Origin of the sequence: Sporosarcina siberiensis, assembly GCF_042681925.1 — a bacterium.
Lineage (GTDB): Bacteria > Bacillota > Bacilli > Bacillales_A > Planococcaceae > Sporosarcina > Sporosarcina siberiensis.
The window spans coordinates 242,444-255,753 of the sequence record NZ_JBHUGI010000032.1 but is presented as its reverse complement, the minus strand read 5'-3'; the positions used below and the strand labels follow the sequence as shown (position 1 = coordinate 255,753).

The following is a 13,310-nucleotide window of genomic DNA, read 5'->3' as shown; positions in this document are numbered from 1 at the left end:
TTGCGAAAAGGGTAAAGGATGGGTTTTGTCATGAACAAGCATTTAGCTAATGTAAACGGGTGGACGATTGCTGCGGTACTCATCATCATCTTGCTATTTCTACCGAATGTGTCGATTGTATTAGGCATTTTCTCGCCAGCAAGTGAAAATTGGGCGCATATTAAGGAATTCATGCTTCTAGACTATATAAAGTCGTCTCTCACACTCGTTTTTTTTACAGCGTTGTTCACGATTGCGATTGGACTCAGTCTCGCTTGGCTCATTGCCCAATATAATTTTCCGCTTAGGAATTTTATGAAGTGGGCACTTATTCTTCCTTTATCGATACCGCCTTTCATTGGTGCTTATACATATCACGGCATCATTAATTATACGGGCGTCATTCAAAAGACCCTTCGGAACCAGTTCGATATCACACCGAATCCTGTCTATTTTGATATTATGACTCTCCCAGGTGCAATTTTCATTTATACTTTATTTCTCTATCCATACGTATACATGATTACGAGAATCTTTCTTTCTCACCAATCCGCTTCCTTAATTGAAAGTGCACGTACGCTTGGAAAGGGTCCAATGACAATATTCTTTAAAGTAGTGATTCCGATTTCCCGTGTATCCATAATTGGCGGGGCGAGTTTAGTTGTGTTGGAAGTTTTGAACGATTACGGGGTAGTGAAGTATTTCGGAATTCAGACGTTTAGTACCGCTATTTTTCAAACATGGTTTGGGCTTGGCGATTTAGAATCATCCATAAAACTTGCTGCCTCACTTATGGGAATCGTAATTTTTATTCTAATAATTGAACGTCTACTACGGGGTGGAAAACAGTATAGTTATTCAACGACAAAAGTAAGACCACTTCCTCTCGTTCAGCTAAAAGGAAGGAAAGCGGTATTTGCGACGCTGTACACAGTTGTAATTTTCAGTGTTGCGTTTCTCATCCCAATCCTTCAGTTAATTGACTGGGTTATTCTCACGATGGGTGACGTACCGATGCAGGATGTATTACTCTATACGAAAAACTCTGTTATCGTTGCGGGTCTTGGTGCTTTCCTTATTATTGTGTTTTCATTGGTTGTCGGTAACTTTAGTCGAGTTGTCAATCACAAATTTGCGAAAGTATTGCCGAAATTGACGGTCCTTGGTTATTCGATACCCGGAGCGGTTATAGCAGTGGCAGTTATTACAACTTTCATTGCGCTTGATAAGTTCTTTGCGCCTGTCTATCAATTCTTAGGTGTGGATTCGGAACTCGTCTTGAGCGTTAGTCTGTTCATGCTTATAAGCGCCTACATCATCCGATTCTTTGCAATCGGTTATAATTCGATTGAATCCGGGTTCGATAAAATCGGAACGGATTTCCGGGATGCATCTCGTATGCTGGGAGCAAGAAGCCTTCGGACATTTTTTAAGGTAGATGTTCCCATGATGAAGAGCGCTATTATTAGTGGATTTATCCTGGTGTTTGTTGATATACTTAAAGAAATTCCGTTAACTTTAATTTTACGACCATTCAATTACGATACATTAGCCACAAAGGCGTTCCAATATGCAAGTGATGAAAAGATAATGGAAGCATCTCAAGCTTCATTACTGATAGTCGGTGTGAGCACGATTGCGATCTTCGTTTTCCATAAGTTGCTCAGAGAGGAGCCAGAATAATATGTTTATGGTTATTAAAAATTTACAGTTCTCTTATCCCAATTCTCCCTTAGTAACGGTTGATGATTTTTCTTTCACAGTAGAAAAAGGGGAAGTTATTTCAGTACTTGGCCGCAGTGGAAGTGGAAAAAGTACTCTTCTACGCTTAATTGCAGGACTTGAAATGCCTGCAGGAGGTTCATTTACTCTAAACGGCAAGAAGATGTTTTGCAACAAGACTTTCCTGCAACCGGAAAAACGGGGAATCGGTATGGTTTTCCAAGACTATGCACTTTTCCCACACATGAGTGTTAAAGACAATGTTCTATTCGGGCTCTCAAAAATGAGTAGGAAAGACAAAAATAAACGAGCGGAAGAAGTACTTGAACTCGTTGAACTTACTGGATTTGAAAAACGCTATCCTCACCAATTAAGTGGAGGGCAGCAGCAACGGGTAGCACTTGCACGGGCGATGGCTCCGGAACCTGAACTCATTCTTCTAGATGAACCATTCAGTAACTTGGATATGGATTTACAAGTAAAAATTCGTGGAGATCTACGCCGGATCTTAAAAAAAGCAAAAACTACTGCTATTTTTGTCACACATAATCAAAACGATGCTCATGCACTCGCGGACCGCATCGTGAAAATTGTAGACGGCAAAATAGACCGAATTGGACGTCCTTGTGACTTATTGGGAGAATCCCCAACAGAAATTCCAGGAATGATTGAAATCACTTACGAAGAACTCATAGGTGTTTGATAAAACCATTAAAAAAGCTTCATCTCATTTTAAGAGATGAAGCTTTTTTTATATCTAAAATTTGAATTTTCACAGTGCATGATGCTCATCGAAAGTTAGTTTTTTCTCGACCCAATTTTCCTGTAGTCTGTCTTGCTTTTTTCAACTATTTTTTCAAACTCGACAAACACAAAGTATTTGGTTTCTCCCATCTGTTCAACACGTATTATTTTTCCGTTACGCCCTTTGATCCTCACACTTTCATTCACTGCAGGTATTTGCCGTAAAGCTACATTGAGTAGTTCAACTCTGTTTTCGAAATAATGAATGGCATACATTTTCTAATCCCCTTTTTTATTATGAATGTTGGTATACATCCATTTTATGAAGGTGATTGAGATTTAGAACGTCGTCAATAAATCTTATTGGGCAATTGTTCAATAGTGTTTCATAAGTATTGCGAACCCTGTATTTTTTATTCCGATTAATCAATCAAAATTCCAATAAATAACGTAGATGCCCTAGTTCACATGGAATGTACCATCCACTTCAACGGTCTCATATATATTAATAAAGGCGTCTTCATCATGTTTGCGGACAATCTTTTTAACATGCAAGGTTTCGTACCGTGTGACTACCATCATTAAGATGTCCTTTTTTTCTTTTGTATAGCCACCGTAACCTTCTGTTATCGTAATGCCACGGTAGATGGATCCAAGTAATTCATCTCGGATTAAATCGCCTTTTGTAGTGACTATCTGCATCGTTAGTTTAATGTGGTCCGTGAAAATCGTGTCGATCATTTTTCCTGTGATATAAATCGACAATAGAGTGTATAACGCAAGTTCCCAGTTGAAGAAAAACCCTGACATAAGAACGATGATGCCGTTCATTCCTGTTAGAAGAAGACCAATACTGAATGAACTTGTGCGAGAAATAATAATCGCAATAATGTCCAAGCCTCCAGAAGTTCCGGAGTACTTCAGAATCAGACCGATTCCGATTCCACTAATGCCTCCACCAAACACTGTAGACAATAGGATGTTGTCTGTAATCGCAATAATGGGCAATGCATATAAAAAGATGGAAACTGAAATGACGCAAATCAATGTATTGATTGTGATTGTTTTACCTAGTTTATAATAGCTCAAAATAATTAAAGGTAAGTTCAGAAAGAAATTGAGTATACCGATGTTAAACGGGGTAAGCAACCCCAGCAAAATTGCAATACCGCTAATCCCGCTGCTTAATATTCCAAATGGAACAAGAAAAAAGTTAAACGCGAATGCAATGATGAGTGAACCTATGACAACCATTATGTTTTTCATAAACAGTAAGTCTCCTTCCGATATGTATATAAATAAAAACTCATCCCTAAACAAAGGGACGAGTTTGTGCTCACGATACCACTTCTATTTTAGCTTTGCCTTTTAAGAATGATTTTAGAAATTGAGCAATCCATTGACGAAAAGGAATGGCCTTTACTGTTCCTTTATTTCATCACAGATTTCAACTGCTAGATGCAAATTTAGCAAAGAAAAACAGGCATGTCAAGACTATTTGAGGTGCGATGTAGAAGTGGAATAGTTGCCACTATTTGGAGTAATTCGGCGTTGAGTTTTTGCAATCTGAACCCCTTTAGTATTCAAATTCCGTATCGATTTTTATCATAGAGCGATGGGGCGAGGAATAGTATTGGTATAGGATTCCGTTTGCAAAGGAGATCGATAATAAAATCGAGTTTAGTTCAATCCAGTACATTCACTAGATGTTATAGAAAGGACAAGTCCATAAGGGTCTAATCGATTGCATGACCGTTCACAAATTTCACAGTAGAAGGGGAATCGAATGTCAGAATATCATCAACAAACGACCGTTGAAGTTATGGAGAAGCTAGACGTCACCTACCAAGGATTGAGTGATTATGACGTTCAAAGGAGACAAGAAATATACGGCTATAATGAATTGGCTGAAGGAAAAAGGACAAGTACATTTGCTGTTTTCTTTGGGCAGTTTAAAGATTTACTAGTCATTATTTTACTAGTTGCCGCTTTTATTTCATTTTTATTAGGAGAAGTGGAAAGTACGATTGTCATACTGATTGTTGTACTGTTAAACGCAATTCTAGGCACCGTGCAACATGTGAAGGCGGAGCAATCTTTAGAGAGTCTGAAAGCATTGAGTTCACCATTGGCTAAAGTGATGCGGAATAATCAGCTTGTAGAGATTCCTTCAGAAGATGTTGTAGTTGGAGATCTCCTTTCTTTGGAGGCTGGTGACTATATTAGTGCAGATGGCAGATTAGTCGAAAGTCATAATTTGCAGATCAATGAAAGTTCGCTGACAGGTGAATCATTAGCTGTATCGAAAAGTACCGCGCCAATCCAAGAAGAACATGTGCCCATTGCAGAGAAAACGAATATGGCTTTCACTGGAAGCTTTGTTACGAATGGACGCGGAGTCGTGATTGTAACGGCGATTGGAATGGAATCGGAAATTGGGAAAATCGCCAATTTACTAGATACTGCAAAAGAGAAGAAAACACCACTTCAAGTAAGTCTCAATCAGTTTGGAGAAAAATTAGCTTTAGGGATTACGATGATCTGTGTAGCTATTTTTACGATAGATTTATTCAGAGGTCGTGAGTTAGTCGAATCGTTTATGTTTGCCGTGTCGCTTGCAGTTGCAGCCATTCCAGAAGCATTAGGTTCGATTGTTACCATTGTACTGGCGTTTGGGACACAAAAAATGGCGAAGGAACATGCCATTATCCGAAAGCTCTATGCTGTTGAAAGTTTGGGAAGTGTATCTGTGATTTGTTCAGATAAAACGGGGACATTAACGGAAAATAAAATGACCGTGCAACACGTCTATGTCAATCAGAAAGTCATTCCACATGATCAACTTCAGACAAAACATGCACTCGAAAAAAGCCTTTTGATTAAAGGATTATTATGTAATAATGCTGTGGAAAGAGATCAAAACGAAATCGGTGATCCTACTGAAATTGCACTTGTGAAATTAGGGAAACAGTACAATTTTGATGAATTAATTGTTAGGAATCTCAATCCTAGAATTATGGAAATACCTTTCGATTCCGACAGAAAGCTAATGACAACAGTTCATCAGGTCAATAAGCAAACGGTCATGATTACTAAAGGTGGAGTAGATGTTCTGCTACCCAAAATTAATAGAATGGAAACTTCTTTGGGGATTGTTACGGTTACGGATGAGCACCGTAACAAAATTGAAGAAGTGAATCATGACTTTTCTGCGAATGGTTTAAGGGTCCTTGCGATTGCTTATAAAGAGATACGGACACATCAAGCAATCGATGTACAAGATGAAAGAGATTTAATCTTTGTTGGATTAATAGCGATGATGGATCCACCGAGAAAAGAGTCCAAAGCAGCGGTTGAAAGCTGTATAAAAGCGGGCATTAAACCGATTATGATAACCGGTGACCATAAAATAACAGCCATTGCGATTGCAAGAGAAATTGGACTACTAAAGGATTCATCGGAAGTAATTGAAGGCCCCGAAATTGAAAGGTTAACGGATCAGCAACTCGAGGAAAGAGTTGAAGGTCTTACTGTCTACGCACGTGTAACACCTGAACATAAAATACGAATTGTGAAAGCTTGGCAAGAAAAAGGACATGTCGTTGCGATGACTGGGGATGGCGTCAATGACGGACCAGCCTTAAAACAAGCCGATATTGGTGTAGCGATGGGGATAACCGGTACCGAAGTAGCGAAAGATGCTTCTTCAATGGTCTTAACAGATGATAACTTTTCAACGATTGTTTCAGCGATTGCGAATGGAAGAAGCATCTATTCGAATATTAAAAACGCCATTCTCTTCCTATTATCAGGGAATGCGGGTGCTATCTTTGTTGTGTTGTATGCAACGGTACTCGGTTTACCACTTCCATTTGCACCCGTGCATCTATTATTCATCAATTTACTGACGGATAGTTTGCCGGCAATCGCGATTGGTTTGGAGCCGCATAATAAAAAAACGATGAAGGATAAGCCAAGAGATATTCACATGCCTCTATTAAATAGAAGAGTTACGACTCAAGTGGTACTTGAAGGTTTATTAATCGCGATCTCAACGACTATTGCTTTTCGAATCGGCTTGCAGGCGGGGGATACGCTCACAGCCAGCACGATGGCATTTACAACTTTATGTCTGTCCAGATTAATACATGGCTTCAATTCTAGATCTAAAGAATCCATTTTCGTGATAGGTGTATTTTCAAATATGTATACGTGGCTCGCATTTATCATCGGATTTGTATGTTTACATGTCGTATTATTTCATCCAGCGCTTACGAGTATGTTTGAAGTGGCACCGTTAAGTTGGAGACAATTGGGTCTTATTTACGGACTGTCTGTTATGCCATTTCTAGTGAATCAGTGGTATAAGGTGTTGTTTGTAAGGAGTAAGTGATACAAGTGGGTGCCTGTTGTCACACGGGCGCCTTTTATTCATTTACTTTTAAGAAAATTTCGTAGATGCTATACTTATAGTATAAGTTGGTAGGAGGTTTCTGGAATGATTGTGAATCGTGATGAATTAAAAAGGGTGATTGATGTAGATTTACTTTCTGTAGATAAGTCGCTATATAGATCAAACAACAACTAAGGAGGATTTTAAAATGACAAAAGATCGTTATCAAAAAGGTTTAGACAAATTAATGGAACTTACTACACCAGACAGTGAGAACCCAACAGGCCATATGGATATTGGTGAGGGATTTAAAGATATCGCGCCTGATTTAAGTAAATATGTGGTCGAATTTGCATTTGGAGATATTTATGCACGTCCGGGATTGGATAACAAGCAAAAAGTTCTTACAACCATTTCGGCCCTTGTTGCACAAGGAACACCGCAGATTGGGATGCATGTAAAAACAGGGCTAACAGTAGGTTTAACACCGGAAGAAATTGTCGGCTGTATTATGCACCTCATTCCGTATACAGGATTTCCACGTGCTCTCAATGCATTAAAAGCCGCTCAAGAAGTGTTTGAAGAACAAGGTATAACCATTACACTACCTGAGGATTGAATAAGTTCTTTATTATTATGTTCATTAGATTTTTGCGTACCTGTGGGACAAACAATTTGTTTGTCCCACAGGTACATTTTTATTATTTATGAAAAGGGGAATGGGTATGCGATTGGATCTGCAAAAACGATCGTGAAAAATGGCGACGTTGAAGACGAAAGCTATATTGAAGTAGATGATTGTAGATTGCATTCAGAACAGCAAAAAGCAACCACTCAATTAAAGTGATTGCTTTTTCTGCTATATAGTATCTTTAACTATTCAAATGAAGAAAAAGTCATGCATACGTTATGTCCTTATTGGCGTTGCATTCTTCTTGGGTGAATATCCACCAAGGAATAGTGTTCCATGTGGCAAAAACTTTTGTATGAAGATTGAAGTAACGATTGGAACAACTAAACCAAACGCAGTGAATCCAATAATGCCATACGTGAAATAATCATTTAGTAAAATATCTGTAAATATGTGCAAGTACATAATAGAAAGTGAGTGTTTCTCGATTTGTTGTAACCATTTTAAGGACATTTTAGAAGCGATGATTTGGAATGTACCAACCAACAATAGTGTGAATGAAAGTGGAATGAATACATCAAAAAAGAGGTGTTCATAACGTAAAAACTTCATGCTCAAATGATAATCAATTACGTTAAACCAATCAAGAGAAACCGCTGTAACACTTCCAATAAGTCCCGCGATTAACCACGGTCTCGAAACATTCGTCCAAATACCCTTCATATAAAACCCGAGTGCAAAGTAAACGACGGCCATAAGCGCAACATCAACATTCCAAACCATTGGAATCGATTGCGAGGCTTCAACAGGTCCACCGTCAATGACGTTCATTGCAAGTAGGCTTTCTAAATGAGCGATTAGATAGAAGAACGTTAAAATAATAATTTGCTTTGTACGACTAAAATATTTTGTCAGCCATAAGAAAATCAAATAGGCAAAGAATAATGTTGTCACAAACCAAAAGACCCCGTACGCACCACGTACAAAACGGCCACCTACAACAAGTTTCCACACATCATCTAAATACCATGATAGATCCAAATTGCCTGACCCTATTTGAAGCCCATAACGAATAACTGTAATCGCGATGAGGAAAAATAAGTAGGGGACAATCAATTGCATGAAACGTTTATGGATTGTCGATTTTAATAACCCTTTTTCAAGTGCTGGTTTGAAAAACATCCCGCTTAAAATAAAAAATGCAGGCATGTGAAACCAATAAATATACTTTGAAAGTGGGAAGTCCAGTTCTCCCGGATAATGACCAATCACGACGAGGATCATTAGAAATCCTTTCGTAACATCCACCCAAGATAACCGTTGCTTATTCATAATCAAACTCCTCTAGAAATCGAACTCATTTCATTGTATACCCCAACTAGAGAAGAAAACGCTTTGTAACAGTATTGATATAGGATTGAAAGACTGGAGGGAAATACTGGGAGGTTTAAATGTCCTATTGACACAATTGAAATGGGAATGAAATACCATATATTAGATTCCGGATTTATTCCAAACTTATTCTCAGCCAAACCAATAAGAAAGTAAGTCCAAATATAAAAAGTGTGCTACCAAAATTGTTGACAACTTTGGTAGCACACTTTTTAGGTCTCTTTATATATACTAGCGACCATCTCCACAAACTTTTCAGCTTCTTCTACAAAAGGTGAGTGGTTGCTGTCGTTAAACGTAAATAGTTTTGCATTTGGGATTGCATTTGCTATTTCTTCTGAGAAGACATGCGGACATTGCGCATCGTGTAAACCACAATAAACAGTTGTTGGTATCGTGATCTGTGGCAGTTGGGCGGTAATATCGTAATTCGGTAGCTCAGTGTATGAATAATAATCGAGCCTTTCCGGAACGACACTCCCACTATTGGGTTTATTAAAATACTGGTCATATTTTTCGGGACGATAAATAGACATTTCGGTCCATTCACGGTTTAACGATTTCTTTTTTTCGACGGGTGTCGCTGGATTGTTAAGTGAACTTAAGATTTCCCTCAGCCGCCCGTTGTTCGGATTGTCTGTACAATAAATGCTTCCAGGATGTTGCATATATGCTTTCGATGCAGCGGCACCGCCGATGACAATTCTTCTAAGCGAATCGGGCGCTTGAATGGCATATACAAGTCCAAGCATTCCACCTGTTGAATGGCCAGCAAAAGCCCATTTTTCAAACTGCAGGGCAGCACGAATCGCTTCCAAATCTAATATTGAGTCTGCCATACTTAAATCATCTTTATGCACGGACCCAACTGAATTTCCGGCTCCCCGTAAGTTAACAAGATAGACGGTACCGTGCTCCGTGAATGGGTTTGCAAAGGTGTTTCCCTTTTCATTATAGGCACTATACAAATGAGTCACGCAAATGGGTTCGCCTTCCCCTTTCACAAAAACTTCGAACGATCCTCTTGTTGTTTCAATAAATTGCTGAATCCACATCTGATTTTCCTCCTAGATTTCTCTTGTCTCAATTGATAACACTGATTAGAGTATAATGGGATTAATCACTTAATTATAGAGGGATAAAGTCTAGTAAACAATCAATATTCGTAAGAAGGAGAGATCGGATGAAAAAAGAAATAGACCAGGCGATTGATTTACGAAAGGAAGAGAAGCACAAGGAATCCAACGAAATCCTATTAACATTTTAATTTCGCGTGCCTGTGCAAGGAATTTTCGTGAAAGTTTAAACAAACAGGATTGTTTGTTCCACAGGTGCCTTTTATTTATCTTCCGAGTAGACGGCAATAAGTAAGACGGCTTCATCTTCACCGATGTTTTTCACGAAATGAGGAACACTTGCATTCCAACTGAATGAATCGCCTTCTTTGGCAATAACAGAGTCTTCGCCTTGTTCAGCAAGAACGGTTCCTTTAAGTACGACATGGCTCTCTTCACCTTCATGGGCAATGGCTTCGCCGGTCGATGCACCGGTTGGTAATTCAACATACATCATGCGAAGACCGCTTTGGGTTGTAAGGTGTTCAATTTTTATGCCATTGAACGTTGTTGTTACACGTTCAGACTTCCTAACAACTTTCATATGCTGCTTCTTTTCGAGCAGTAAATAGGGCAGTGGAACGTCCAGGAAGTTGGCAATTGCTTGCAATGTATTTAGGGAGGGGGAAGTATTATCGTTTTCAATATTGCTAATGAACCCTTTTGAGAGACCGATTTGTTCGCTCATTTGTGCGATTGTTATTTTCTTTCTTTTACGTATGTCCCGTATTTTTGAGCCGATTTCCAAATGAATCCCTCCAAGACTAGTGTCGTTTGAATCTATATTAACACGAATATCTTGACGTTATCCACAAATGGGTGTTATGTTATAAGAAGTAATTATTCCTAAAGGGATACATTGTTGATTTAGAATGGAAAATAGGACGATTTCCATTCGTTCATCGAGGCTGTAACAAATTGAACTTTTAATTGATCATCTTCTTTTTTTTGCTTATTAAGTTCACCTATAGGAATATAATGTTCCTAAGGAGATATTGTTGGAAGGTTGAAAAGGAAGTTAGATCCGATTCTTTTCAAACTAAAGACTCCGAAATTCATCGAACTCGAATGAACGATCCATTTATTTTCCTATTGTAAGGAATGAGAAACACATACTACGAAACAGAAGAGAGGAAGATTGTTAAAATGAAAAACTTTCATCGTTCTCCAAATACATTTGTTGGAGAAGTAAATATAAATGTATTGAATTTAAATACAGCGCTTGAATTTTATCGAAAAGTAATCGGCTTTCAAATTTTGGAGCAAACAAGTCGAAAAGCTATTTTAACAGCAGATGGTAAAACAGCTTTATTAACTTTGGAACAACCGGCTGATGTACTACCAAAAGAACAAGGAAAGTCCGGTTTATTTCACTTTGCACTTTTATTGCCAACACGGGCAGACTTGGCTGATTTTTTCAGACATTTAAACGAGACAGGATATCGATTTGGAGCATCCGATCATCTTGTCAGTGAGGCACTTTATATTTCGGATCCAGATGGAAATGGAATTGAGGTCTATATCGATCGACCACCTGCTGAATGGACTTGGTATAATGACGAAGTCAAAATGGTATCTGATCCGATAAATGTAGAAAGTCTCCTTTCAGTTAGCGATGGAAAATGGAATGGGTTGCCAGCAGATACGATTATGGGACACATCCATCTACATGTGTCTAATCTTCAGAAAGCAGAAGAGTTTTACTCGAAGGGCCTTGGTTTTAAAGTTGTAAGTCATTATCCACAAGCTATTTTCACTTCTACTGGGGGTTATCATCATCATATTGCCTTGAATACATGGCAAGGAGTAGGTGCTCCGACTCCAAAGAAAAATAGTGTGGGTTTAAATTGGTATACGCTCGTTTTTCCGAATGAAGAAGCAAGAGCAAGAGTGATTGAACAGTTACAAAATCTAGGTGCAACAGTTGTGGCCGAAAAGGATTTGTTCATGGCTGAAGATCCATCAGGAAATAAAATTAAATTAACCGTGTAACTAAAACCCCAAGTATGCTGCCTGAAAATGCTAGCATACTTGGGGTTTTTTGGTTGTTATCGTATTAACAAACATGTTTGATTATCACATCGGCGCTCTTTAGCAACGATTATTCCTGCTCAATGACTAAACCATCGTCTAGTACCCATACAGAAGTTTCTTGTTCATTTCCTTGAACAAGAATCCGTCCGCTGATAGATAGGGTGTCGCCTGGATGAATCTTGGCAATCTGTTCGGGGTCTTTCATAGTAACAGCGAGTGAATACGCCATTAGTTCCGGTCTGTCTAATGTAATTGTATTCCAATCTTCATTATTATACAGTGCTGGATCACCTGCGTAGATGATGATTTCACGTTCGTATACTTCAATTACAACACCGGACCAATCCGAAACCGTTTTTCCAGGTATGCTGCCCTCCTTGTCCATTTCCAATTGCTCTGTGTTCGGAAGGGAGTAAAGTTTTTCGACGAATGTTGGGAAATCTGTATTTGTTTCAAGCATAGCGATGATCTCATCTTCCACGCTTAGCGGAGTAGTTTCTTTTTCTTCTTCTTCAATCTCATCTTGCGTTTCTTCTTTTTCTTCGATATTCTCCTTTGGGTCTTCTTTACTGTCTTCGTTGACTTTAGAATTCGAATCACACGCTCCTAAAATGAGTAGGAAAGTCAATAATACGAACAAAGCTATTTTCTTCACGGTAAATACCTCCTCTTAATAATGTTGAATCCGTCGATTTACATGCGAATTGCATCTGGATAATCGACACTTCAAATAGCAGGGGTCTTATGCGTATTTTAAAAAGTCTAAGAAACAGCGTGAAGTAAGCGCCGACGAAAGGGAATATGGGAAGGAGTTAATATAGAGCACCTATGCAAGAAACTATCGTGAATGTTCAATTCATCCTCTTGATTTTCACTTTTTTGGATAGAGTTCATTCATAAATTCAATTGAATGTGAGATTAATTTTTCCAAAACAGATATGTCAATATCGGCTAATTTATTAACATATACGCATGATTTCCCGACGGTATGTTTCCCTAAATTAGCAAGAATCCGTTCTCGTTCCGGGCCACCTGTTAGGTATAAACTGATCTTTGCTTTTCGTGGTGAAAACCCAACAAGTGCTGCGTCACCTTCGTGACCCGTTGCATATTTATAATGATAAGATCCAAATCCGATAATGCTGGGTCCCCACATCTTCGCTTCAAACCCAGTTATTTTGGTGAATAGTTCGAGTAATGTATAGGCATCTTCACGTTTTTTGGGACTTTCTACATTTTCAATAAATTCTATAACACTGCCGTCGTGTTCTTTCGTTAGTACTTCATACATAATTTGAGT

At 38.6% G+C, this 13,310-nt stretch carries 13 protein-coding genes; 6 read left to right on the top strand and 7 right to left on the bottom strand.

What is annotated here, in order from left to right; all coding sequences use genetic code 11:
• Nucleotides 1-30 precede the first annotated feature (30 nt).
• Both ACFSFY_RS12170 and ACFSFY_RS12165 read left to right on the top strand, forming a co-directional pair.
• Complete coding sequence (locus ACFSFY_RS12170) at nucleotides 31-1,662, top strand: ABC transporter permease (RefSeq protein WP_381538386.1); 1,632 nt, start codon at nucleotides 31-33, stop codon at nucleotides 1,660-1,662.
• Nucleotide 1,663: 1 nt separating this feature from the next.
• The gene (locus ACFSFY_RS12165; RefSeq protein ID WP_381538384.1) at nucleotides 1,664-2,404 is read left to right on the top strand and encodes an ABC transporter ATP-binding protein; all 741 of its coding nucleotides are present in this window, start codon (nucleotides 1,664-1,666) and stop codon (nucleotides 2,402-2,404) included.
• Between the two features lie 95 nt (nucleotides 2,405-2,499).
• Here the strand turns inward: ACFSFY_RS12165 and ACFSFY_RS12160 are convergent, their stop codons facing one another.
• Together ACFSFY_RS12160 and ACFSFY_RS12155 are read right to left on the bottom strand one after the other, a co-directional pair.
• The gene (locus tag ACFSFY_RS12160; RefSeq protein ID WP_381538383.1) at nucleotides 2,500-2,721 is read right to left on the bottom strand and encodes a hypothetical protein; all 222 of its coding nucleotides are present in this window, start codon (nucleotides 2,719-2,721) and stop codon (nucleotides 2,500-2,502) included.
• A 183-nt stretch (nucleotides 2,722-2,904) separates the two neighbouring features.
• Nucleotides 2,905-3,711 (bottom strand): YitT family protein, encoded by an 807-nt coding sequence (locus tag ACFSFY_RS12155; RefSeq protein WP_381538381.1) that lies wholly within the window; start codon nucleotides 3,709-3,711, stop codon nucleotides 2,905-2,907.
• Between the two features lie 520 nt (nucleotides 3,712-4,231).
• Between ACFSFY_RS12155 and ACFSFY_RS12150 the strand changes: the two genes are divergently transcribed.
• The 3 genes from ACFSFY_RS12150 (at nucleotide 4,232) to ACFSFY_RS12140 (ending at nucleotide 7,685) form a co-directional block, all read left to right on the top strand.
• On the top strand, nucleotides 4,232-6,838 hold the full coding sequence (locus ACFSFY_RS12150) for a cation-translocating P-type ATPase (protein WP_381538379.1): 2,607 nt from the start codon (nucleotides 4,232-4,234) through the stop codon (nucleotides 6,836-6,838).
• Between the two features lie 208 nt (nucleotides 6,839-7,046).
• Nucleotides 7,047-7,457, top strand: coding sequence for a carboxymuconolactone decarboxylase family protein (locus ACFSFY_RS12145; protein ID WP_381538378.1), 411 nt, complete (start codon nucleotides 7,047-7,049; stop codon nucleotides 7,455-7,457).
• Nucleotides 7,458-7,517: 60 nt separating this feature from the next.
• A complete protein-coding gene (locus tag ACFSFY_RS12140) occupies nucleotides 7,518-7,685 on the top strand; it encodes a hypothetical protein (RefSeq protein WP_381538376.1) in 168 nt (55 codons plus the stop codon).
• 60 nt (nucleotides 7,686-7,745) lie between these two features.
• On the opposite strand, the gene ACFSFY_RS12135 is transcribed toward ACFSFY_RS12140, so the two are convergent.
• The 3 genes from ACFSFY_RS12135 to ACFSFY_RS12125 all read right to left on the bottom strand — a co-directional run bounded on the left by ACFSFY_RS12135 (nucleotide 7,746) and on the right by ACFSFY_RS12125 (nucleotide 10,724).
• Nucleotides 7,746-8,801 carry an acyltransferase family protein gene (locus ACFSFY_RS12135; RefSeq protein ID WP_381538375.1) on the bottom strand — a complete coding sequence of 352 codons (1,056 nt, stop codon included), beginning with the start codon at nucleotides 8,799-8,801 and terminating at the stop codon, nucleotides 7,746-7,748.
• A gap of 272 nt (nucleotides 8,802-9,073) precedes the next feature.
• On the bottom strand, nucleotides 9,074-9,916 hold the full coding sequence (locus tag ACFSFY_RS12130) for an alpha/beta fold hydrolase (RefSeq protein WP_381538373.1): 843 nt from the start codon (nucleotides 9,914-9,916) through the stop codon (nucleotides 9,074-9,076).
• A 283-nt stretch (nucleotides 9,917-10,199) separates the two neighbouring features.
• The gene (locus tag ACFSFY_RS12125; protein WP_381538371.1) at nucleotides 10,200-10,724 is read right to left on the bottom strand and encodes a helix-turn-helix domain-containing protein; all 525 of its coding nucleotides are present in this window, start codon (nucleotides 10,722-10,724) and stop codon (nucleotides 10,200-10,202) included.
• A 398-nt stretch (nucleotides 10,725-11,122) separates the two neighbouring features.
• Here ACFSFY_RS12125 and ACFSFY_RS12120 point away from each other — a divergent pair, with 398 nt between their 5' ends.
• Complete coding sequence (locus ACFSFY_RS12120; protein ID WP_381538369.1) at nucleotides 11,123-11,968, top strand: VOC family protein; 846 nt, start codon at nucleotides 11,123-11,125, stop codon at nucleotides 11,966-11,968.
• Between the two features lie 109 nt (nucleotides 11,969-12,077).
• Here the strand turns inward: ACFSFY_RS12120 and ACFSFY_RS12115 are convergent, their stop codons facing one another.
• Nucleotides 12,078-12,665 carry a hypothetical protein gene (locus tag ACFSFY_RS12115; RefSeq protein ID WP_381538367.1) on the bottom strand — a complete coding sequence of 196 codons (588 nt, stop codon included), beginning with the start codon at nucleotides 12,663-12,665 and terminating at the stop codon, nucleotides 12,078-12,080.
• Nucleotides 12,666-12,881: 216 nt separating this feature from the next.
• Nucleotides 12,882-13,301: a DUF1801 domain-containing protein gene (locus ACFSFY_RS12110; RefSeq protein WP_381538365.1), complete on the bottom strand. Its 420-nt coding sequence runs from the start codon at nucleotides 13,299-13,301 to the stop codon at nucleotides 12,882-12,884.
• Nucleotides 13,302-13,310 lie beyond the last annotated feature (9 nt).